The sequence below is a fragment of the Buttiauxella sp. B2 genome (genome assembly GCF_006376615.1).
Lineage (GTDB): Bacteria > Pseudomonadota > Gammaproteobacteria > Enterobacterales > Enterobacteriaceae > Buttiauxella.
Window position 1 is genome coordinate 1 of sequence record NZ_VEXQ01000020.1, and the last position, 23,688, is coordinate 23,688.

Here is a 23,688-nt window from a genome sequence, read left to right on the forward strand (position 1 = left end):
AAGCCATCACCAGCGTGGAAACCGGTGGCAACAGCTGCAGACCGATACAAATAAATGTCACAATTTTTTTTCTGACGGCAACAGAATGCCTGCCGTCTGAACAGGGGTTATTTTTCATCATAGTCTCAAAATAAATATCGGTTAATCGAGCTGACAGGAAATATATTGCCGTCGATATAAATATTCTGAGTTAACCATATCAAAACAACACATGTAATATTTTATAATGTTATTTTAAATTATTTTAAACTCCATTAAAAACAATAAGTAACGAATATTGAGCAATGAAAATAATTCATAAAAAATTAAATTAAAATTATTTAAACCCACAATTAAACAACATTAAAATACAGCCGAAAAAGTTCATTAATCGACAAGGTAGTAACATTTCAGGTTCAAGTGATGCCAGATATTAAACATTATGTAATTAGAGCTTTATTCATTATCTATATATGGCTGCTTATAGCCTGCTTTTTTGGCGCCATGGGCTGGGTGTTTCTTAAATATTTATCTGACATATTTTCTGAGAAAATGACGCGGAAGCCACGTGGAACGCGGGTTCCCAACATTTACGATGTCAGTGCCGCAAGTCTTTCACATTACGGCGGACCGGCATCACCCGGCCATAATCATTGATCCCTTGCCAGCGAATGGCGCACTGCTCTGCATTTGGGCACGAGCTGACCTTGCGTTGGCTGAACGGGGAAACGATCCCGGCATTGCCAATCTCCTGGCCATTCACCTGCAGTTTAAATATCGTCACATAATAAGGCGTCGGATTTTCGACGAGGAGCTGATGACCCGCCATTGACCAGCGCAATTGCTGATAAGCGTCTTGCGCCACCCCTTGTAACCCCTTAGGGCGATAAAAGAGCTTTAAATGCGAACGTACGGCAACCTGCAGGCTGCCGTCTTTGACCTGCCCGGACGGGATGGTCGCAATATTCAGAGTAAACAGGCTTTCGCGGTCACGCGGCAGTTCGGCACCGGTATAAATGACCCGCAGAACGTTTTCTCGCCCGGCTTTCAGCGTAAATAGCGGCGGAGTTATTACAAACGGAGCTTTTTCTGCTGAAGACTCTCCGCCCGTCCAACTGCCGCCAGTCGATATTTTGCTGTTAATCAACCAGGCAAAGGGGCTGTTGTTACGTAAAGATAACGTGACGCTGTTTTGCCCTTCGCCATACACCACGCGGGTACCGCCGATCACCACACCCGCCTGCACACACGAAATGTAGGACAGGCATATCAGGAGAAGAATGATTAAATTACGCATAATTCAGCATAAACGTTGCAGATGAATTGGCCGGGCCAGAAGCGACCGTTCCACCGTTAGCCAGGTAGCGGGCATAAAAATTCAGCGTCACGCTGGCCTGGTTCGGAGCAAGATCGCTACCTCCGCCTGGCTGCCCCAGGGGGATTTGTTCTTTTTCACTATCATAAATGGCGATAGCTACACCGGTTGCTCCCCCAGCGACAACGGTGAGCGCAAGCAGGGCAGGATCGCGGCTGTCGGCGTTGCCGGTAAAAGTCACCGTAACATTGCTTGCACCCGCACCGCATTTCTCAAGATTAATGGCAAAAGGCTCATAACGAGAGGCATCTCCGGCGCGGGCAAAAGTCTTGCGGCTCACGTCGCCAAACGTCACCAGCAAGCTTTTCGAATCCGCCGAGACAGCACACGTTTTATCAACAATGGAGCCAGTAATATTGACCGAACCGTCGTGCGCGGAGCTGCTTGTCGCCCACAGAGCGAACAGAGCGAATAGAAATAGAGCAGCAAAACGGCTCAAAAGAGAGTGCGTCATCGGTAACTCCTTATTGATACTGCAAATCAAAATACATCACCGCCGTGGCATTGCCGGGAATGACCACATCCTGAGTGGATTTATAGCGCAAATAAAAAGCCAGGCTGTTATCTCCTGGAGTCAGACCATAGAGGTGGGGTGAGGGATCGTTAATTGCCAGTGCCTGCTGATTGCTGTCGAGGATCTCAACACCGACGCCGGTGGCCATACCGCCAGTGGCATCAGTGTCAGTAAGCGCCAGTAGCGTCGGGTTGTCAGCATCACTGGTGCCTGAAAAACCAAGCAGTGTGCCCGAGGCGGCAGAACCACAGCCGGTCAGCTTAATATCAAAGGCTTTTGCCGCACTGACACTGCCGGTAGAAGTAAAATTGGTGGCGGCAAACTGGCCGATATCAACAGTCTGCGTTTGGCTCTCCACCTCGCAGGTTCTCGAGAGAATAGTGCCGGTCATTTGCAGGTTATAGGTCGCAGCGCAGGCGTTGGTTGCCAGAGCAAGTAGTCCAATAAGGGAGATGGAATGCACATGTTTCCTGTTCATTATCGCGTTCTCTCTCAGGCAAAGTCGATGCGCAGCAGCGCGAGGGTCGTAAATGTGCCCTCGGCGGGCACGTTGCCAGTGGTATTCACCGGATAAGCTTCCAGGGTAACCGTGGTGGAATAGTTATCCGCATCGACCTGGTTGAGTTGTAACGGCAGGTTATTGTTCATATTGTTTGGCGCCAGCACGCCACCGCTGCCATCGGTGATGACCACGCCGACGTCCGGATTATCGGACTGTAGCGCATCGCTGTTGTTCGCAGATGCTGTTCCTTCAACGCGCAGGGTCAGGTTGGCAAGCGAGGCACCATAGTTACACTCGATGGGAACATTGAAGGATTTCGGTGTATAGTTAGCCGGCATTTCCCCCTGGGTTTTCAAGTCGCTGGCGTATACGGTACCCAGATTGACGCTGATGATGGTGCCGGCGTTTACCGTGCAGTTTTGCGGCACGGACACAATGCCGTTTAAAAAGATTTCGGCAATGGGGGTCGGGCTTTGGCTGGTAAAACCTTTGTGCATCAGATACACGCTGCCAACATGAATGTTGTCAAAAGAGGTGGTACCAACAAAAGGCCTGACGATTTTGAGGTCGATAATGCCCGAAGAACCAGCGGTCATTTCCGTACGACCATTAGTATCGTTACCTTGTGCCGTATAGACGTTAGTAAAAGGGATATAGCGCAAACTTTTGACAACGATTTGAATGGCGGTATCGAGATACTCATTGACCCGGTACCAGGTGCGGGTGCCATCGTTAGAACTGACCGGCAGCGGAGAGGTTGCGCTAAAATAACGCCCTGATGGTGAGTTTGGGGTATCACATTTGACCGGAATTTGGGTGCCGGTGTTCCATTTTGCCGCACTATCAAAAGTCTGGCCCGCAGTGTTCTGGGCCGAGTCAGTGATGCTGACTGTGCCAAAATCACCGTTAAGCACGGTTGGCGTACCGTATTTCGGTCCACAGGTATAGGTGTAAGCCCACACTTTGTTGACCAGCAACGGGATCAGCGCCAGCAGGCACAGGTTTTTAAAGGATAAATAATTCATTACTGGCACACTCGCGTTAGTTTGTTGATGGCTTTACTGGCGGCATCGTCAGGCAAGCGGTAATTCACCACACACTGGCGCGCATCACCTTCACCCCAGCGCACCGCCAACTTGCCTTTCAGCGGCAGCCCGGACAAATAAACTTGCCCGTCATCGCCCACAATGCTGCTGTTTTCTTCAGCGCTGGTGACCATGGCACCGAAGGGGACCACTTTGCCGTTATGGGTCAGACTCAGAAGGACACGGGCACCGACATGAGCGTCAAAACTGGCGCGCACCAGCGCACCCCGAGTGGGAACGACGTTGACCACGGTGTCATTCAGATCGACGTTATCCGGCAGCGATGTGGTATCCAGCGCCATCCGGTTGCGACGATAGGTGGTGGCATAAGGGACGATGGCATAACCCCGCCAGTCGGTACGCAGCCCAGCGTTATCTTCCACTTTCACGCCACTGGCTCCAGGGGCGGCAATCAGCACATTGGTTTCGCCCAGCGGTTGGGACAGGGTCACACCATTCCGGTGCGCCACAATGGAACCGCTCAGTCCGTAGTTAACCTGCTGATAGTCACCGTTGTCGCTGTAGTTGTAACCCGCGCTGGCGCTACCCCATGAGCCATCGTAATCCAGGCCAGCAGAGCCGCTGGCACCACCGCTCTGGTTCTGGTAACCCTGCTGTAGGTTGTAATTCAGATTGTCATCTTCGAGCAACGTACCGCTTATCCCGGCATTTTGAGTGGTATGCCCGCGGGTGTCGTTGCTGATGCTATAGGTGGCGAAGGCATTGTGTTGTTGTTGGGTTACATCTCCCGCCGGAGCCAACCAATGGCTGAGCGGAATGGAGATCCCCAGAGCCACACGATTATCTGCATCCTTAAGCCCAGGAATTTTGTTGTAGCTGTAGTTCAGCGTCCAGGATATGTCGTACAGATTGCCGCTGTAGCCGGTCTGCAAAAGTGAGTTCACTTCACCGGTCTGCCAGTAGCTCTGTCGACTGCCGTTAATGTAGATAGATCCGCTTTTTCCCAACTGTTGTGAGATGTTGATCTGAATTTTGTCGCGCTTATTGTTATGCAGATTGTAGTAATCGTCGATTACAGAGGGCTGGCTTGTGTCGTCCTGCGAACTGTGGACATAGCCGCTCATCTGTTTCCAGGTGCTCTCTTCGAGGGTATAAAACCCCTCAGTTGAGTAGCGATAACCAATCAGCTGGAAGTGTGTTCCGGTGCTATTAAGGGACTTGCCGTACAAAAATCGCAAAGAAGCACCGCTGTGTTGGCTGTCATCAGCCAGGGTGCTGTTTGCCTGGGTGACATCCAGCGATAAAGCCCCAAATGTACCGATATTCACGCCCATTCCGAGAGCAAATGCGTTGTAGTTTTCCGCCAGTTGCGTTCCGCCATAAGCGGTAAATCCGGCTGGTAATCCCCAGATAAGCGTGGACTGGGCAAAATTAACATCGCTTTGCCTGTCTGAATTACTGCGATATTTCCCGGCGGTGACGGCATATTTGATGTGCCCTTCACGTTGCAGCACCGGCACCGATGCGTAAGGCACGGTATAGACGTTGATACTGCCATCGGTCTCTTTCACTTCCACGACCAGATCACCGCTAGATGAGGTCGGGAACAGGTCGTTGATTTCAAACGCGCCAGGCGGCACGTAGCTTTGATAAATGGTGTAACCATTTTGACGGATGGTGACCCGTGCATGGCTGCGGGCAATACCGCGAATGGTCGGAGCAAAACCACGCAGGCTGTCCGGCAACATGTTGTCATCGGAAGCCAACTGCACACCGCGAAAACCGAGGCTGTCAAAAACTTCGGATGGCGTCGTGCTGTCGCCCATTACCAGTTCAGCGCGTAACGGAATAATGGCGCGCTCAAGCAAAGTATTAATATGTTGCCAGTCGTTTCTGCTGTGTTTGCCGCTGTTGTTGTAACTCCAGGTGGAATCATCACGCAGACGCCACGGGCCAAGATTCAGACCGCTGTTAAGACCCAGAAAATAGTCTTTGCTGGAACCGCTATGACGTTCGACGCTGTTTGAGCCGCTAAAGTTGTAGTTGAGCAGCAGCGCGTTAATGCCTTCATCCCATTGTGAGGGCGGAATATAGCCACGGGCGGAGTTTCTCATCATCGCCTGAGGCACGCTGATATCAAGGCGCAACTGCTCAAAGTTAAGTTGTGCGCTTGCCCCTTCAATGGCAGTCGCAATATCCAGACATTTATCCGCAGCAGTTTTCGTAAGCTTAGGTTGGCCTTCGATATTGACGCCCATAGCAATGAGCATCGCGGGCGTCAAACAGGGCGTCAGCCCAATATCATCTGCACTGGCACCGGGATGGGCGCTCGCCGCCAGGAATTGAATATCCTTTCTCGACTGAAAAATTTCGTTCAGATAAACATCAACACGATATGTTCCTGGAGCCTGGGTGCCCCCTTCAAAGCGGGATAAATCAGCCACTGCGGAAGGGTCGCCTGATAAAAATGCCGGGTTAAAGTATTCTTCGGCATATCCGTTAGCCGAAGCAATCGCAATCGCCAGGGATGCGAATTTAAAATATTGTTTTTTCACGGGTATAGACCCCCCTTTCCTTTCCGCATAACCGATAATCGGTGATGCGTTCTGGCGTTCACATCCCTTTTGTTGCCGGAGGATTTTCAGGTGTTGCAGGACTGTTTGACGGTATTTGCGCCGTAGTCGTTGACCGTCTGGAAACTGACTGCACCATTTTTATGGCCCGGAACATCAACTGACAGCGAGCCTTTAGGTGGGACCATTGAGTTCGGCAATTTCTGCCCACCGACAAAAAACTGCACCAAGGTCACGAAATAAGGAGAGGCATTTTTTACCGTCACCCGACCACCTTCAACGTGACAGGTCAGGTGTTTTGGCGCATCGATTGAAGCTGATGGCAGGCTTTTTGGGCGCACAAATAATTTAATGACGCTCTGGGTGGCAATCTGCAACGTATTGCCTTTCAGACTATTTTTATCAACAGACGGAATGGCTTTGCTATTGAGGTAAAACACGCTTTCCCGATCGCTGGGCAGAGCCGGACCGGTGTACATAATACGCAGCGTATTCTCTTTTTTCGGTTTCATAGTGAACAGAGGTGGCGTCACAACAAAATCTGCTGATTTGCTGCCGTTGGCGTTTGCTACCCACGACTGAATTAAATAGACATTACTGGTGGAAGTATTAGTCAGAGACAGTGAGGTTTCTTTGGCACCCTGCGGATATATAACTCGCGTGGTTCCAAGCGTAATACCCCCAGCACTGGCAGAAGATACCATTACCATTGCCAGCAAACTGCCGGTGCAAATTGTTGTTATTAATTTCCGGCTCAAAAATATTTGGCTAAATATATTGTTATTACTCTTCATCGACATTCTCTATTTATTAGGTGTTTAATTGATTCCTGGCCCTCCATTAGCCGGGTCCAAAAAAACCTCCGCGCATGCGCGGAGGGATACCATCAATTAATCAGGAATAGTTGACGTTGAAGGTCGCAGTACTTGAAACGTAACCGGCAGTTGCCGCGGCACCTGTCGCGATATAGTCAACGCTGAACGGGATAACGTTTTCGCCATCAGTCAGAGTGACAGTTGAAGAAGCAGTGCCCAGGCTCAGCTCCTGGCCATCTGGACCGTACAGTTGCAGTGCAACGTTGGTGGCAGCGCCAGCGCCAGCGGTATTCGCCAGAGCAGTTGCGGTAACAGCATCAGCCTGACCATTAAATGTAACGCCTGCATTTGCGCTTACGGAGGTGTCACAATCTTCAAGAGAGATGCTAAACGGGTGTTGCTGACCCGCAGCCTGCCCAGGAGTTGCCAGCTTGCTTGTCTTCACCTGATCAAGAGTAATTGTCTGGTTGTCAGATTGGGTCGCAACGGAACACGCTGCATCAACAACCTGGCCTTCAAAATTAATAGTGCCACCTGATACGGTCACTGGTGCGGCATATGCTGCACATGTAGAAAATAAAGCTGCAGTAAATGCTGTGTAAACGATCTTATTAAATTTCATCAAAAATCCTTAAATATTAATATATTTGACACCCGGGTTATTGGTTACTCTATATAGGCGAATCAGAGAAACACTTAATAGGATGGTGGGACGGAGGGGCAAGAACAATTTAACTCGCTAATTCCATTATGTCCCTACGCAATAAATACTACGCAATAATGTTTGCCCGAGGCAAGGACGAATATACCCCAACCTTATCTGTGGTTAATTAATTACACTCAATTCTTTGAATTAAAATGAATAATCAGCTAATTTAAATTTACTGCTTTATATATTTAATAAATTGACACCCTCACTTAGCTCTTCAGTGAAAAGCTTTGACGCCCCCTCTCCCCACACAGATGTAATAATATTTTCAGATATGTACAGGCTATTCATCTCAGGTATGTAAAAATGTTCGGTAAACTGTTTCCTCTGAGACTGAAAATAATCCCGCCAGTTCGCTGATTGAATGATTTCTAATTTCATTCATGCGACACAATACCTTTTTGCAGATATAGAGTTCAAAAAGAGAAGAGAGAATTATTGGAGTCCGGTTAGATATCGAGAGTTATTATGCATTAAGCACTTTATTTTATGCAGTGAAGTAAGAACAAAAAGAAAGCTAATCTGAATGTGCAAGACGCAGGGGATTTATTTATGGTGTGACGATATTAAACCAGAACTCAAACTTGTCCTTATAGCCCAACATCTCATCCATCTTCGCGCCATAGCTGGCATGATTTTCACCAACCATTATTCATAATGCGCGGTCTGCACCATAAGAGCAGGAAATATCTAGCCTGGATGGTATGAATGGGGGACGAGAAATAAAAATAGCACCCGTTCCCCCTCGTCAGAATCAGAAGTTATGCCAGAGGGAAACGGAAACTGCAGGCAGTGACAACTGGTGATTAACGAGCTGTGCATCACCTTCACGCTGTGCCCAGGTTATGCCGCTTAACAGTGGATTCCATGGCAACGTTATGTCGCTTTGTTCGCCACGATTAATCGCCACCAGCACCCGCTCGTTTTGATAAATGCGCGCAAACACCACAACATCACCGTTAGCATAAATCACCTGGCAACCACCCTGGCGCAAAGCACGGCTCTTGTGGCGCAACTTTCCTAACCGCTGGTAAAGCGCCAGCAAACCAAGATCCTGCTCAGCAGGGTTCCACAGGAAAGGTTTGCGGCAGAATGGATCGTTATTGCCATCCAGCCCCACTTCATCACCGTAATAAACGCACGGCACACCTGGCCAGCAATATAGCCATACCACGGCAAGCGGCAAGCGATCGGCATCTTTGCCAAGGATCGACTTAAATCGTGCCGTGTCATGGCTATCAAGCTGGTTAAACATACGCAGTTGTTGTTGATGAGAAAGGCCTGCACGGTATTCATCCATCCACGCCATGCAGGTTTGTGCGTCAATGTGCTGCGGATCGTAGGAAATATCGGTGTTAGCCAGGAAGCCCCATAACGGGAAAGTAAAGCCGCGGTAGTTCATCGCCGCATCTTCAGCATCAGCCTGCAACCACTGGCGTGCATCGCCAAAATGCTCACCCAACACATAGGCATCAGGCTTAGTTTCTTTCGCAGAGCGGGTAATACCACTGACATGCTGGAGATTATTTTTCGCCCCGCCTGATTCCCCAAGCATATGCACTACATCCAGCCGCCAGCCGTCGATACCCCACGGTTCACGCAGCCAGTGGCGCACGATACTGTCTTCACCCTGATAAATTTCATCAACCAAAGTAGAAGACTGGTAGTCCAGTTTTGGCAGGCTGGAATAACCGAGCCAGTCGAGCGCGTGTCCGTCTTCGTTATAACTGTAAAAATCACGCCATGGCGATTGCGGATTGTAGCTCGCCCCTTCGCCATGCGTTTGCTGCCGGTCAAACCACTGATGAGTATCGCCGCTGTGGTTAAACACACCGTCGAGCATCAGGCGCATACCCTGGCGTTGAGTCTTTTTGAGCAGGCGTAAAAAGGCATGATCGCCCCCAAACTGCACATCGACGTGACGATAATCCTGAGTATCGTATTTATGTACGCTCGGCGCGGTAAATATCGGATTGAGGTATAGCGCAGTCACACCCAACGTCTTCAGATAAGGAAGATTTTCACTGATACCATCCAGATCGCCACCATAAAACGTGGATCCACCTGCATCGGCAACTAACGGTTCGTTCCAGTCACGCAGAATAATGTCGCGTTTTGCTGCGTGGTGATAATAGACCTGATCCTGCTCTGGAGTTCGCTGTTGGCTACGCGCAAAACGATCGGGGAAAATCTGATAGAAGATCTGATCCTGCACCCACTGCGGGCCATCATCAGGAAGATCAACAGCAAACTGCTCAAGCCGTGCCGGAGGAATAGACCCTAATCCTTGTGGCGTTAACCAGCGCTGTTTATCCAGCCACAACAATTTAAAGCTGTAGCGGCGGCGTGGTTGCCCTTCAGATAAATCAATAACACCGCGCCAGGCCACAACACAGTCATCAGGTGCCGCTTTCTGGCGAGTCATCTGTACCGAGGTTTCTTCGTTATCTTTTTCGTAACGCAGAACTACACGCTGCGGTAAATCATCGCCAGAAACCCAAAGCGTGATGTACAACTTGTCTTTACGTGTTTGTATGAAAGGGGGCACCGGAAGGTGCCAGGCATTCAACATAATCGTATCCCCAGAAAATTAATTGACGCCACCTTGCCACAGCGTGAGCCCGTATCACTCCTCATTGTTATTTTTATTGGGGGAGGAAAGCGGGGGTGGAGAAAATGAACACGTTTGCTTAATAAGTTTGCGATACCTATAGTGAAAATACTCTCACATTCACGTTCTAATGAAAGGAATTCACCATGAATACTACCCGAACGCTTACCCTGCTTTTTCTGGCGCTTTACTCTGCCAATACGCTGGCCAGTTCAGCTTACGAATCCTTGCAATTTGGCAAGTATAAGCAGCAAATTGTCAGTGATCTAAAAAAGGCCTGCCACCCGCAGAAAAAGATAACCGATGAAGAACTGGCGAATAAAATTCTCTCCAATGAGGAGAACAAAGGTTATATCCGTGAGGCGAGAATTGCTCTGGAGCGTAACAACGAGAAGAACTACTGGGATGCGATAAGCAAAGTGGAATGCCCGGAAATGTAAGCAAGAAGGTGGATGTTGCTTACGTACGCGAGTCCACCTTCCTACGACGTTTAATTCCCGCCGCTGCTTTCGCTTGCAGTCAGGATTTGACGGCGTCTAAACATCCAGCCAACCAGCAGCAAGACAATCCACACGCAACCAACATACAACGAGATGCGGGTGTCAGGATGCCAGCCAATTAACGCGATGATAAACACCAGGAAGACCAGCCCAACCATCGTGGTTACAACGCCCCCCGGCACCGGGAATTTCAGCGCTTTGGTATCTTCAGGAGAGAGTTTGCGACGGAAAGCAATCTGCGACAGCAGGATCATTATCCATACCCACACCGTGGCAAACGTCGCCAGCGAAGCAATCACCAGGAATACATTTTCTGGAATCAGGTAATTCAGAACCACCGCCAGTAATAGTGCGCAGCACATCACCAACACTGTGACCCAAGGAATGCCATTACGAGAAGTTTTAGCGAATACTTTCGGGGCACTCCCCTGTTCTGCCATGCCGTGCAACATGCGCCCAACGCCAAACACATCGCTGTTAATTGCGGACAGTGACGCGGTGATAACCACAAAGTTAAGAATACTTGCCGCGATCGTAATGCCCATATGCTGGAAGGTCAGCACAAATGGACTGCCTTCAGTACCCACCTGGTTCCACGGATAAATCGACATAATCACAAACAGTGTGCCCACGTAGAACACCAGAATACGTAATGGAACTGAGTTGATAGCGCGTGGAATCGATTTCTGCGGGTCTTTCGCTTCACCGGCAGTAATACCTATGATTTCAATACCACCGTAAGCAAACATCACCATCTGCAACGACATAATCATGCCTATCCAGCCGTTGCTAAAGAAGCCACCGTTAGTCCACAAGTTGTGAATGCCCGTCGCCTGGCCGCCGTTACCAATCCCCCACACGATGATGCCAATACCGGCAGCAATCATGATGATGATGGTGGCAACTTTGAAGAATGAGAACCAGAATTCCAGTTCGCCAAACACTTTCACGCTCATCAGATTGATGGCGCAGATTATCAGCACAACGCTCAAAACCCACACCCAATGCGGTACTGCCGGGAACCAGACGCCCATGTAGATGCCGAATGCGGTGACATCGGCAATCGCTACAATCAAGATCTCAAAACAGTAGGTCCAGCCAGTGATATAACCCGCCAAAGGGCCAAGGTTATCTTGCGCATAACGCGAGAATGAACTGGCGGAAGGGTTATGAACCGACATCTCGCCAAGCGCTCGCATAATGATATATGCGGCAACCCCGCCGATGATGTAAGCCAGCAATACGCTTGGCCCAGCCATTTTGATTGCGTCCGCCGAGCCATAAAACAGCCCAGTGCCAATTGCCGAGCCCAACGCCATAAAGCGTATGTGCCGGGTACTCAAGCCGCGCTTGAGTTTATTAGCGTTTTCCATTAATTCCACATCCTGCTTAACAATAAAAAAACCACGGAGCAAAGCCCCGTGGTTAAACAAAATTTAAATTTTTAGTGGGCGGCGTGAGCCACCTGTCGCCCTGCGGCGCGGTCCCATACGATGGTAATAGCCACCATGATGAGGGTCGGAATAACCCAGGCCAGGCCTTGGTCAGACAGCGGTAAACGCGAAGTCCACGCAGGCAAAATATCACTTATTGCCGAGGCTTTAATACCATCGATAATGCCGAACAATGTGCTGATGAACATTGCCGGTGCGATAACACGCGTTGAGTTATGCCACCACGGACGGGTGAAACTCAGCACAACCAGCGCAATACATGGCGGATAAATGGCCGTCAGCACCGGAATTGAAACTTGAATTAAGTGGCTCAATCCGAGGTTAGACACCACCATTGAGAACAGGCCAAGAATAAACACCAGTGAGCGATAAGACAGCGGCAGATACTGGCTGAAGAACTCAGCACACGCACAAGTCAGGCCAATCGCCGTAACCATACAAGCCAGGAAAATCAGGGCTGCCAGGAAGAAGCTTCCCGCACTACCGAAGGTATGTGCCACATAAGCATGCAGAATCGCGGCACCGTTCGCATTCTGATCAGCAACCAGCGTCGCGCTGTCTGAACCCAGGCGGAACAGAGCCAAGTAAATCAGTGTTAATCCGACACCTGCAATCAGCCCAGCCCAGATGGTATAGCGAGTCAACAGGCGGGATTCGGTTACGCCACGCGAGCGCGCCGCGTTAACAATCACAATGCCAAACACCAGCGAAGCAAGGGTATCCATGGTCAGATACCCATTTACAAAGCCGTTGGAAAACGCCGCATTTTGGTACGCCTCAGTGGCCGTACTGATACCACCTGCAGGCCAAAGCATGGCGCCTGCTGCCAGAATCAGCAGCGCGACAATTTTCACTGGCGCCAGCACATGCCCGACGGTATCCAGCAATTTGCCCGGATAAAGAGAAATGGCGATAACAATGGCGAAATAAACCAGGCTGTAGATAAACAGCGCCAGTTCACTACTTCCCACCAGCGGCGCAATCCCTACTTCGAAAGAAACGGTAGTTGTACGCGGTGTGGCAAACAGCGGGCCAACGGACAGATAACAAATGGTTGCCAGCAGCACACCGGCACGGCGGCCAATCGGTGAACTTAAGCTATCAATACCACCACCTACGCGAGCGATGGCAACAATGGTCAGAACCGGCAGGCCAACAGCCGTCACCAGGAAACCGAGTGACGCAATCCAAACGTGTTCACCCGCTTGTAACCCCACCATCGGTGGGAAAATGATATTGCCTGCTCCGACAAACAGCGCAAAGGTCATAAACCCTAGTGCGAGGATGTCTCGAGATTTTAAATGATGGGTCATAAAATATTTGCAGCCTGTGGATGTGTTGTGTTGAAAGTATTCAAATTTTCATGCCCATGAATGCAGCATAAAAGCGGTGATAAGCAGTAACGACAGCGGAAAATCCTTTCCGGGATCGGTGGAGAAGAATAGTTGTTTGAATTACCACTCATATCCAGTCGGTCTACTAATCACAGGGCGGCAATTAAAACGCTTATAGCGTTTGAAGGCAAGAAGGGATCTATAAACCAGATTGATATCCTTTAATTAGAGATAAAGTTGGTTGATTAGTTTATTCATAAGAAAATATTATGGTCTTTTGTGCGGTTAAATTACAAACAATTAAGAGTTTTTTATTAAAAAACGAACAAAAAAAACACAGGCCAGAATTCTGACCTGTGGAAAGTTATTTTTACGAATGTGATTAAACTACTCTGCCTGAACCACTTTCTCACTGACGATTAAGCGATCTGGCATCACAAAGGAAAACGTCGAGCCTTTGCCCATCTGGCTTTCGATATTCAGACGCGCATCGTGATGGCTCAAAGCATGCTTCACTATTGCAAGCCCCAACCCACTGCCGCCTGTTTGCCGTGAACGTGCCTTATCAACCCGGTAAAAACGCTCGGTCAGACGCGGAATATGTTCTGCTGAAATTCCTGGACCACTATCCGCAACGCTAAAGCCCACGCCGCCTGCAACTCGCTTCCAGCACACCGTAATATGCGTGCCTTCTGGCGTATGATTTACCGCGTTATAAACGAGGTTAGAGATAGCACTACGTAGCTGTTCTTCGTTACCAAACACTTTCAGAGTGGGATCGATATCAAATTGAAGTGTATGTCTTTGCTGGCTGAGGGTCTGCGCTTCACGTTCCACCACACGCAGCATCAATGGCACATCAATCTTTTCATTGAGCACCATCGCAGGAGCCGCTTCAATTTTTGATAACGTCAGAAGTTGCTTAACCAACCCTTCCATGCGCGAGGTTTGCTCACGCATGGTGCTGAGAGCTTTCTCACGAAGCGGCCCTTCAAGCGTCTGGTCCTGCATCATCTCAAGATAACCCTGCAACACGGTCAGCGGTGTACGCAATTCATGGCTTACATTGGCAAAGAAGTTACGACGAGCCCCTTCAAGTTGGTGCATCTGAGTAACATCTCGCGCCACCAGCAGCCACTGTTCGTCGCTGTAGGGCATAACGCGAAACTCCAGATGGCGACCGTTGTTGAGCACCAGCGTCAAAGGGCGAGAAAAATCTTTTTGCGACAAATAGCGGGTAAATTCTGGATAACGTAATAAGTTAAGGATGTTCTGCCCGTTATCGTCCGGCCAGCGCAACCCCAACAACTGCTGAGCAAGACCGTTACACCAAAAGATTGTCCCTTCTTCGGTAGTCAGAACCACAGCATCTGGCAACGACTCCGCACCGCTGCGAAAGCGTTTGATCAGACTCCCCAGCTCTTTACGGCGCTTTTTATTACGTAACTGCATCTGGTGAAGGCCGTACAACAACGGGTCCCAACTCCCGCGTCCGGGCGGTGGTGTCATGCTGCGATCAACCCACAGCCACCACGACAAACGCAGTAAATTCCAGAAATGCCATACCAGCAGTCCAGTGACTGCCAGCAATAAAAACCAAGGCAAATGGCCAAAAATAAGACCTAAAATGGCGGCTGGAATGCAACAGAGCACAAGCTCCAGCACAAGCCTTTTCCATGACAACCGTTCCAGCACGCATCACTCTCCTGACAAGGAATTAAAAGCGGGTTGAGAACCGATAACCCGTACCGCGTACTGTCTGTACCATTCTGTCATGTTCACTGTGTTCGAGCGCTTTGCGTAACCGTCGAATATGTACATCCACTGTTCGGTCTTCGACATAAACATTGGTGCCCCATACATGATTAAGCAATTGTTCACGGCTATACACACGCTCTGGATGCGTCATAAAGAAGTGTAACAATTTGAATTCTGTTGGCCCCATATCCAATGGGTTTTCACCCGCCATCACGCGATGTGATGAGGGGTCGAGACTCAAACCATGCATCTCAATCACCTCTTCCACCGCCATCGGAGAGATTCGACGCATCACAGCTTTAATGCGTGCCACCAACTCCTTCGGGGAAAACGGTTTTGTAATATAGTCATCAGCCCCAACTTCAAGGCCCCGCACGCGGTCTTCTTCTTCACCACGCGCAGTCAGCATCATCACCGGTATTTCACGTGTCAGCGCTTCACGTTTCAAGTGCTTGATAAACTGAATACCGGAACCGCCAGGTAACATCCAGTCCAGCAATATCAAGTCAGGGAAGGGTTCGATAAGCAGATTGACTGCACTGTCATAATCTTCCGCTTCTACAGGCTGAAAACCGTTTTGCTCAAGCACAAAGCTCACCATTTCACGGATTGGAGCTTCATCTTCTACGACTAAAATACGCTTCGCCATGATTCGCCTTGCTCAAGTAATAATTATTGTTGTTTCAATGCGGCGCCATTATGCGTCAGATTTATGACAGATTTATGAAATACATGACTGCCAGATGACTCATCACGTTGAATTATGACACTGAGTTATGCCGTTATTCCGTATCCGTTTTATAATCGCGGCTACGTTTTTGAATCTCGGGACAAGTCATGCGCATTATTCACACATCAGATTGGCATCTTGGACAAAATTTTTATACCAAAAGCCGAGGGCCAGAGCACCAGGCTTTTCTTGAATGGTTGCTCAAAGCCGCAGTCGAGCATGATGTGGATGCCATAATTGTCGCGGGAGATATTTTTGATACCGGTTCCCCACCAAGTTACGCGCGCGAGCTGTATAACCGCTTTGTGGTACAACTCCAGGCGACGGGGTGTTCCCTCGTGATACTGGCGGGAAATCATGACTCTGTCGCTACCCTGAACGAATCCCGCGAACTGCTGGCATGCCTGAACACGTATGTTATTGCCAGTGCGCGTCATGACGTCAGTCAGCAAGCAATCGTGCTCAATACCAAAAATGGCCAGCCGGGTGCCATTCTCTGCCCGATTCCATTTCTGCGACCGCGTGATATTCAAAGCAGCCAGGCGGGATTATCCGGCCATGAAAAGCAGCGTTCATTAATGGAAGCTATCAGCGAACATTATCAGCATTGCTACAACGCAGCCTGCGAGTTGCGTGCTGATGCGAAGCTACCGATTATCGCCACCGGACATTTAACGACGGTCGGTGTGACCAAAAGCGATGCGGTACGCGATATCTATATTGGTACGCTTGATGCCTTCCCGGCGCAACATTTCCCCCAGGCTGATTATATTGCGCTTGGCCATATTCACCGTGCGCAATTAATTGGCGGCACCGAACATATCCGTTACAGCGGCTCCCCGATTCCTTTGAGCTTTGACGAAACGGGCAAGACCAAAAGCGTTTATCTGGTTGAGTTTACTGAAGGTAAACTTCATGAAGTTACCGCGCTGAATGTACCAGTCAGCCAGCCTTTGGCGGTTATCAAAGGTTCACTGAGCGAAATTGAACAACAACTTGCCCAATGGCGCGATGCACCAGCTGAACCCAAAGTGTGGCTGGATATTGAAATTGCCACTGATGAATATCTGCATGATTCGCAGCGCCATATTCAACAGCTCACTGAAACACTGCCCGTTGAAGTGGTGCTGTTGCGCCGCAGTCGTGAGCAGCGTGAACGTGTTATCGCCCAGCAGCATAAAGAAACATTGAGTGAACTGACGGTTGAAGAAGTTTTCGAGCGTCGTCTGGTTCAGGAAGAAACCACGCAAGAACGCGCACAACGCTTGCGCACCCTGTTTGCCCAAACGGTGGCGAGCCTGCATGACGCAGAGGAGCAAGCATGAAAATCCTCAGCCTGCGGTTAAAAAACCTGAACTCCCTGAAAGGGGAATGGAAAATTGATTTCACCAGCGAACCCTTTGCCAGCAATGGTTTGTTTGCGATTACCGGGCCAACCGGTGCCGGGAAAACCACACTACTGGATGCTATCTGCCTCGCGCTTTATCACAAAACCCCACGTCTCAATACTGTCTCCCAATCGCAGAATGATTTGATGACGCGCGACACCGCCGAATGTCTGGCGGAGGTCGAGTTTGAAGTTAAAGGCGTTGCCTACCGTGCATTCTGGAGCCAGAACCGCGCGCGCAATGCGGTAAACGGGAATCTGCAAGCTCCTCGAGTGGAACTGGCCGAAGTCGCCAGTGGCAAAATAGTTGCCGATAAAGTTAAAGATAAACTCGATATCACCGCCAAATTAACTGGGCTAGATTACGACCGTTTTACTCGTTCGATGATGCTTTCCCAGGGCCAATTTGCCGCATTTTTAAATGCTGATGCCAATGACCGCGCTTCATTGCTTGAAGAACTGACTGGCACCGAAATTTACGGCACCGTTTCTGCGGCAGTGTTCGAAAACCATAAAAATGTTCGTAGCCAACTTGAGAACCTGCAAGCGCAGGCCGCTGGTGTCGCACTGTTGAGTGAAGAGCAACGCCAGCAGCTTTCTGTGAGTTTGCAGGTACTGACTTCAGAAGAAAAATTACAGCTCGCGGAACAACTTAAACTCCAACAGCATCAACAATGGTTAAGCCAGCTTTCGCAACTGACACAGAACCATTCGCAAACCGAACAGGCACGGAATGCAGCAGCACGAGCCATTGAAGAAGCGGCACCGCTATTAGAAAAACTGACACGCGCACAGCCTGCGGAGAAACTTCGCCCTGACTGGCAACGCCTACAAGAACTTCAGGCTACGCTGCAAAAAATTCGCATCCAGACTGAAGAAGTGAATACTCGCTTACGTCAGGCGACCGTCCGTCGTCAGCAAACGCGACTTGCAGCAGCAAGCCAGGCGGCAAAACTGGCGCTAGAAAACACACAGCTTCAGGAGTGGCTCAAAACTCATGACAGTTATCGTCTATGGGGTTCTGAGTTGGCGGGCTGGCGCATGGCTTTCAGCCAACAACAACGAGATACATCTCAGCTTCAAACCTTGCAGAGCGATATCGAAGCCTGCCAGAAAAAGCTGGGGCTGCTGCCAGTTGTAGAGTTGTCTCTAAATACGGACGAAGTGAGTGCTCATTTACATGCGACGATTGCCGCACGCCCTCAGCGCCAGCAACTTGCCACGCTACAACCGCAGCTTTCATCACTTCTCAAGCGTAAAACGCAGCAGCAACAAGACCTCGCCACGCTTGAGAAACTGATTGCTCAGGGCGATGCGGAACTGGCACTCAAACGCCAGCAATATAAAGAACGCCGCCAGCATGAGAGTGACCTGGAGAAAGTCTGTGAGCAGGAATTGCGCATAGTCAGCCTGGAAGCTGAACGCGCCCATTTGCAGCCCGATCAACCCTGTCCACTGTGCGGCTCCACGCAACATCCGGCGGTGGCGGATTACCAGGCGATACAACCAGGTGAAAACCAGCAACGGCTTGCAGCGCTAAAACAAGAGGTGGCAAGCCTTGCGGAAGCAGGCTTTGCGATAAAAGGCCAGCTTGATTCCCAGCGCAAACAACGTGAAAACCTTATCGGTGCAATCACTGCACTGGATGAGGAAGAAACCGCACTGCGTTTACGCTGGCAACAACTGTGCGCCAGTCTGCAACTCGCCATGACGCCAGAAGATGATCTTCAACAATGGCTGGAAAGCGAAGAGCAACGCGAACAGCAATTGCATCAACTCACTCAGCGCATCGCTATGGAAGAGCAACTTGCGCAAACGCGAGCTCAATACGGCAAACTTGCCGCGCAGATAACTTCCCAGCGCGCAGCACTAAACACCGCACTCGAAAATGTCGGTTTGCAACATCCCGCTCCGGGTGAGGAAAATACCTGGCTTGCAGAGCGCCAACAAGAATCGCAGCAATGGCAGTTGCGCCACGAACAGCTTCCACGTTTACAGCAGCAATTAACCACGCTGGAAAGTGTGCTCAGCGCGTTAATTGACGACAGCAGCGAGCCGACATCATTATCCGAAAGTGAACAAATATCGGCATTACAGAACTGGCATAGCCTGCATAGTGATTGCATAGCGCTGGAAAGCCAGTGGCAGACACTGCAACAGCAGCTTCAGCAGGAAGAAACTCGCGTCGCTCAGGCAAACGAGCGATTCCTGAATGCGCTGGCCGCCAGCCCGTTCACTGACGTGGAAACATTCCAGGCCGCATTACTGGAAGAAAATGAACGCCAGCATCTCGAGCTAAAAAAACAACAGCTCGAGCAACAACATCAACAGCAAACTATTCTCTTCCAACAAGCTGAAAAAGCGCTAACAGAACACCGTGCAGCGCGCCCGGAAACGTTGGCCCTGGATGTTGAACTGAGTTTGCTGCAAGAACAACTGGCGCAATGCAACCAACGACTGCGAGAGAACACCACGCAGCAGGGGCAAATTCAGCAACAGCTACGCCATGACGAGGAAAACCGTCAGCGCCAACAAGGGCTGATGCAAGCGATTGTTGAATGCCATCAACAAGTCGAAGATTGGGGCTATCTCAATGCCCTGATTGGCTCGAAAGAAGGCGATAAATTCCGTAAATTTGCACAAGGGCTGACGCTCGACAATCTGGTGTGGCTGGCGAACAACCAGCTCAACCGTTTACATGGTCGTTATTTGCTGCAACGCAAAGACAGTGAAGCGCTGGAATTGCAGGTGGTGGATACGTGGCAGGCCGATGCGGTGCGTGATACGCGCACACTTTCTGGCGGTGAGAGCTTCCTGGTTAGCCTGGCACTAGCGCTGGCACTTTCCGATTTGGTGAGCCATAAAACGCGTATCGACTCACTGTTCCTTGATGAAGGTTTTGGCACGTTGGATGCCGAAACGCTAGACACCGCGCTGGATGCACTCGACACATTGAATGCCAGCGGTAAAACCATTGGCGTGATAAGCCATGTCGAGGCGATGAAAGAACGCATTCCGGTTCAAATTAAGGTGAAGAAGATCAACGGATTGGGTGTTAGTCGGTTGGCAAAAGAGTTTGCGGTCGAGTAATTTTTTGTCGAGGGTAAAACCTGGCCTTCACAATAAAGGGGCGAGGGCCAGGTTGCGTGGAAAATTATCTCTCAAGCGGCCATAACCACGCCGCACCACGTACACCGCTGGAGTCACCGTGTACTGCTTTGCGGATTGGCGTTTCAAACTCGCCGCCAAAGACCCACGGTTTCACCAGTTGCGGCACCGTTTTGTACAAACGTTCGTTGTTGCTCATGCCGCCACCCAATACGATGACATCAGGATCAAGAATGTTGACGATGTGGGCCAGAGATTTCGCGAGACGCATTTCATAACGCGCGATCGCCAATTCCGCTACAGGATCCTGGCTCTCGACTAACTGCATGATCTCATTGCCTTTCAGTGGTTTCCCACTCAGACGATGGTAGTCGGTGCCAAAGCCGGTTCCGGAAATAAAGGTTTCAATGCACCCTTGTTTGCCGCAATAACAAGGCACTTCTTGACGAAAGCGCAGTTCGTCTTCGTCCATCCACGGTAATGGGTTGTGGCCCCACTCCCCAGCAGTGCCGTTGCCGCCAATCAAACTACGTCCGTTAATGGCAATACCAGAGCCGCACCCAGTGCCAATAATCACTGCAAATACAATCGCCGCCCCTGCTGCCGCACCGTCGATAGCTTCGGAAACGGCCAGACAGTTAGCATCGTTTGCCAGACGGACTTCGCGCTGTAGCGCATCGCACAAATCTTTATCGAAAGGTTGGCCGTTAAGCCAGGTTGAGTTGGCATTTTTTACCATGCGGGTAAAAGGTGAAATTGAACCAGGAATACCGATGCCGACCGTACCTTTCTCACCAGTGGCAGCTTCTGCCAGGCGCACCAACTCAACAATCGTGCCGATGGTTTGCTGATAGTCGTTTTTGGGTGTCGGTAAGCGATGGCGGAAAAGTTGTTTGCCGTCATTCGCTAAAGCGATCACTTCTGTTTTAGTTCCACCTAAATCGATACCAATGCGCAAAGCGATGCCCTCATTTAATTAGTGTTATCAACAGAATAGAAGTCCGACCCCGTAAAGGCAATGAAACACGGCGGCTGATTCGTTATCATGCCCGCTGCGTTTAACTGACCGTCCGGGAAATAATCATGCTGTGGTTCAAAAATTTAATGGTTTACCGTTTAAGCCGTGACATCACGCTTTCAGCGGATGACATGGAAAAACAGTTGGCCGCGTTTACTTTCACCCCATGCGGTAGCCAGGATATGGCGAAGACTGGCTGGGTGTCGCCAATGGGTTCGCACAGCGATGCATTAACCCATGTTGCCAACGGGCAGATTGTGATTTGCGCCCGTAAAGAAGAAAAAATTCTCCCGGCTCCAGTGATTAAACAAGAACTGGAAGCGAAGATCAGCAAACTTGAAGCCGAGCAGGCTCGTAAGCTGAAAAAGACCGAAAAAGATTCTCTGAAAGATGAAGTGCTGCACTCTTTGTTGCCACGCGCTTTCAGTCGTTTCAACCAAACCATGATGTGGATCGACACGGTAAACGGTTTGATCATGGTGGATTGTGCCAGCGCTAAAAAAGCCGAAGACACTCTGGCATTACTGCGTAAAAGCCTCGGGTCGCTGCCGGTTGTGCCGTTAGCGCTGGAGACCCCCATCGAGTTGACGCTGACCGAGTGGGTTCGCTCCGGCGACGTTCCTCCAGGCTTTGCACTGATGGATGAAGCTGAATTAAAAGCCATTCTTGAAGGTGGCGGTGTGATTCGTTGCAAACAGCAGGATCTGGTGTGTGATGAGATTGCTGCTCATATCGAAGCCGACAAGGTTGTCACAAAACTGGCTCTCGACTGGCAAGAACGTATTCAGTTTTTGATTGCTGATGACGGTTCGATTAAACGACTGAAATTTGCTGATACGTTGCGTGAGCAGAATGACGATATCGACCGTGAAGATTTCGGTGCTCGCTTTGATGCAGATTTTATTTTGATGACTGGCGAATTAGCAGCGTTGATTAACAATCTGGTTGAAGCGTTAGGTGGCGAAGCTCAACGCTAAGCCTTTCCCCTCTTCTTTTTCCGAGAAGAGGGGAATTAACTATTATTTATCAGCCAAATAACGACAAAGGTAGGAAGTCGGCTCGGCTACCTGTAGATGGAATTCACTGTGCCCAGGAACATGGAATACGGTGCCCGCAGTATACGTTTTCCACTCAGTTTCACCCGGCAGTAAAACGCGTAATGCCCCGCTAATTACCGTCATTTCTTCTGGTTGTGCTGCACCAAAAGTGTATTCACCTTCAACCATGACGCCAACACTTGCGCGGCCAGTGCTGCTGCTGGTAAACCCAATAGATTTTACTTTACCGGAAAAGTACTCATTACTTTGTAGCATGACCAGGCCCTTTTAAAAATAGTTGAAAAAACAATATAAAGGGGAACTCAAGAGCCTGTCACGCAAATTATTTCCCGCCGTTAAGCGAGCAATTCGGAGGCCAGGCGAGCAATCAGCACGTTTGATAATAATACCGGGATATCCAACGATTTTTGCAACAAATCGCGGTGTTTTTGGTGGAAGCCCAGACAGTCAAGAACCAACACATCAGCGCCATCCTCAACCAGTTTTTTCCCTGCATCGATTAAATCCTGCTCGGTTCCATGTACTGGGTTCGCCAGTTCATACAAGGGTTCGCTTGCCAACAGTTGCCATTTTTTATTCTGCAATTTCAGCATTTCAGGTACGGGAAGAATGATGCCGACCTGATGCCCATCGACAATCGAGGCCACCAGCGGCGGGATAATGCGTTCTGGCTCCAGCAAAATACCGTTGCGTACCGAAAGATTGGATAAACGATGTGTGCTCATCAATAAAATGACATCAAAGCCCTGGTTATCCAGCACCTCAATGACAGCCTGCAAAGCACGTTCTACTTTTTGCTTTCCTACCTCAGCCAAAACGTTGCCCGATAAAAGTGTAAGTAGGTGTTCTTCGCCAGGCTCTGGGCTGTAATCAGCCATCACTTCATCATATGAAAGTTTACCTAACAGGCTGAAAGTTTTAATTTGTTCTTCGGAAATATGATCTGTGAGTAGCGGCAGTATTTCACTGACCGGGACGACGCCGATGGTGATAATTGCCAATGTTTGTTTCATGTTTCGTTCCGCCCTTGTCCCATATCAGCCCCTCTTTGCTGCGCTGGTATCTTCCTACGAATGATGCCCTGCTGAAGGTCGCTCAATAATTAACCACAAAGCGTAGCAGCATAATTGCAGAGCATCTGCCGGAATATTCAACGAAACGTTAATGACATTAGTACAACATCACGGTAATGAATTTTTAACAAAATGTGTTTAATG

At 49.6% G+C, this 23,688-nt stretch carries 19 protein-coding genes; 4 read left to right on the forward strand and 15 right to left on the reverse strand.

What is annotated here, in order from left to right; genetic code table 11:
* Positions 1 to 577: 577 nt before the first annotated feature.
* From FH968_RS18445 to malZ, 8 genes are all read right to left on the reverse strand, one after another.
* A complete protein-coding gene (locus FH968_RS18445; protein WP_139882210.1) occupies positions 578 to 1,276 on the reverse strand; it encodes a fimbria/pilus periplasmic chaperone in 699 nt (232 codons plus the stop codon).
* Entirely contained in the window at positions 1,269 to 1,808 is a 540-nt protein-coding gene (locus FH968_RS18450; protein WP_139882211.1) for a fimbrial protein, read from the reverse strand. The genes FH968_RS18445 and FH968_RS18450 overlap by 8 nt, the downstream gene beginning before the upstream one ends.
* Positions 1,809 to 1,818: 10 nt before the next feature.
* Complete coding sequence (locus FH968_RS18455; RefSeq protein WP_139882212.1) at positions 1,819 to 2,346, reverse strand: fimbrial protein; 528 nt, start codon at positions 2,344 to 2,346, stop codon at positions 1,819 to 1,821.
* A 14-nt stretch (positions 2,347 to 2,360) separates the two neighbouring features.
* Positions 2,361 to 3,395, reverse strand: a complete 1,035-nt coding sequence (locus FH968_RS18460; RefSeq protein WP_139882213.1) for a fimbrial protein — start codon at positions 3,393 to 3,395, stop codon at positions 2,361 to 2,363.
* A complete protein-coding gene (locus FH968_RS18465) occupies positions 3,395 to 5,971 on the reverse strand; it encodes a fimbrial biogenesis usher protein (RefSeq protein WP_223271340.1) in 2,577 nt (858 codons plus the stop codon). The genes FH968_RS18460 and FH968_RS18465 overlap by 1 nt, the downstream gene beginning before the upstream one ends.
* A gap of 86 nt (positions 5,972 to 6,057) precedes the next feature.
* The gene (locus FH968_RS18470; protein WP_370451536.1) at positions 6,058 to 6,699 is read right to left on the reverse strand and encodes a fimbria/pilus periplasmic chaperone; all 642 of its coding nucleotides are present in this window, start codon (positions 6,697 to 6,699) and stop codon (positions 6,058 to 6,060) included.
* A 184-nt stretch (positions 6,700 to 6,883) separates the two neighbouring features.
* Positions 6,884 to 7,426, reverse strand: coding sequence for a fimbrial protein (locus FH968_RS18475; RefSeq protein WP_139882216.1), 543 nt, complete (start codon positions 7,424 to 7,426; stop codon positions 6,884 to 6,886).
* An 841-nt stretch (positions 7,427 to 8,267) separates the two neighbouring features.
* The gene (gene malZ, locus FH968_RS18480; RefSeq protein ID WP_139882217.1) at positions 8,268 to 10,085 is read right to left on the reverse strand and encodes a maltodextrin glucosidase; all 1,818 of its coding nucleotides are present in this window, start codon (positions 10,083 to 10,085) and stop codon (positions 8,268 to 8,270) included.
* Positions 10,086 to 10,270: 185 nt separating this feature from the next.
* Between malZ and FH968_RS18485 the strand changes: the two genes are divergently transcribed.
* Positions 10,271 to 10,564, forward strand: coding sequence for a YicS family protein (locus tag FH968_RS18485; protein WP_139882218.1), 294 nt, complete (start codon positions 10,271 to 10,273; stop codon positions 10,562 to 10,564).
* Between the two features lie 50 nt (positions 10,565 to 10,614).
* Here FH968_RS18485 and proY read toward each other — a convergent pair whose 3' ends face one another.
* The 4 genes from proY to phoB form a co-directional block, all read right to left on the reverse strand.
* Entirely contained in the window at positions 10,615 to 11,997 is a 1,383-nt protein-coding gene (proY, locus tag FH968_RS18490; protein ID WP_139882219.1) for a proline-specific permease ProY, read from the reverse strand.
* A gap of 71 nt (positions 11,998 to 12,068) precedes the next feature.
* On the reverse strand, positions 12,069 to 13,391 hold the full coding sequence (gene brnQ / locus FH968_RS18495) for a branched-chain amino acid transporter carrier protein BrnQ (protein WP_139882220.1): 1,323 nt from the start codon (positions 13,389 to 13,391) through the stop codon (positions 12,069 to 12,071).
* A 408-nt stretch (positions 13,392 to 13,799) separates the two neighbouring features.
* Entirely contained in the window at positions 13,800 to 15,107 is a 1,308-nt protein-coding gene (gene phoR / locus FH968_RS18500; RefSeq protein WP_139882221.1) for a phosphate regulon sensor histidine kinase PhoR, read from the reverse strand.
* A 22-nt stretch (positions 15,108 to 15,129) separates the two neighbouring features.
* Positions 15,130 to 15,819, reverse strand: a complete 690-nt coding sequence (phoB, locus tag FH968_RS18505; RefSeq protein ID WP_139882222.1) for a phosphate response regulator transcription factor PhoB — start codon at positions 15,817 to 15,819, stop codon at positions 15,130 to 15,132.
* A 188-nt stretch (positions 15,820 to 16,007) separates the two neighbouring features.
* Between phoB and sbcD the strand changes: the two genes are divergently transcribed.
* Both sbcD and sbcC read left to right on the forward strand, forming a co-directional pair.
* A complete protein-coding gene (gene sbcD / locus FH968_RS18510; protein WP_139882223.1) occupies positions 16,008 to 17,225 on the forward strand; it encodes an exonuclease subunit SbcD in 1,218 nt (405 codons plus the stop codon).
* Complete coding sequence (gene sbcC / locus FH968_RS18515) at positions 17,222 to 20,377, forward strand: exonuclease subunit SbcC (RefSeq protein ID WP_139882224.1); 3,156 nt, start codon at positions 17,222 to 17,224, stop codon at positions 20,375 to 20,377. Before sbcD ends, sbcC begins: the two co-directional genes overlap by 4 nt.
* 64 nt (positions 20,378 to 20,441) lie before the next feature.
* Here the strand turns inward: sbcC and mak are convergent, their stop codons facing one another.
* A complete protein-coding gene (gene mak / locus FH968_RS18520) occupies positions 20,442 to 21,353 on the reverse strand; it encodes a fructokinase (RefSeq protein WP_139882225.1) in 912 nt (303 codons plus the stop codon).
* Positions 21,354 to 21,478: 125 nt separating this feature from the next.
* On the opposite strand from mak, the gene rdgC reads away from it, so the two are divergent.
* Positions 21,479 to 22,390 carry a recombination-associated protein RdgC gene (rdgC, locus tag FH968_RS18525; protein WP_139882226.1) on the forward strand — a complete coding sequence of 304 codons (912 nt, stop codon included), beginning with the start codon at positions 21,479 to 21,481 and terminating at the stop codon, positions 22,388 to 22,390.
* A gap of 42 nt (positions 22,391 to 22,432) precedes the next feature.
* Here rdgC and ppnP read toward each other — a convergent pair whose 3' ends face one another.
* Positions 22,433 to 22,726: a pyrimidine/purine nucleoside phosphorylase gene (gene ppnP / locus FH968_RS18530; RefSeq protein WP_139882227.1), complete on the reverse strand. Its 294-nt coding sequence runs from the start codon at positions 22,724 to 22,726 to the stop codon at positions 22,433 to 22,435.
* Positions 22,727 to 22,806: 80 nt separating this feature from the next.
* The gene (locus FH968_RS18535; protein ID WP_139882228.1) at positions 22,807 to 23,484 is read right to left on the reverse strand and encodes an AroM family protein; all 678 of its coding nucleotides are present in this window, start codon (positions 23,482 to 23,484) and stop codon (positions 22,807 to 22,809) included.
* Positions 23,485 to 23,688 lie beyond the last annotated feature (204 nt).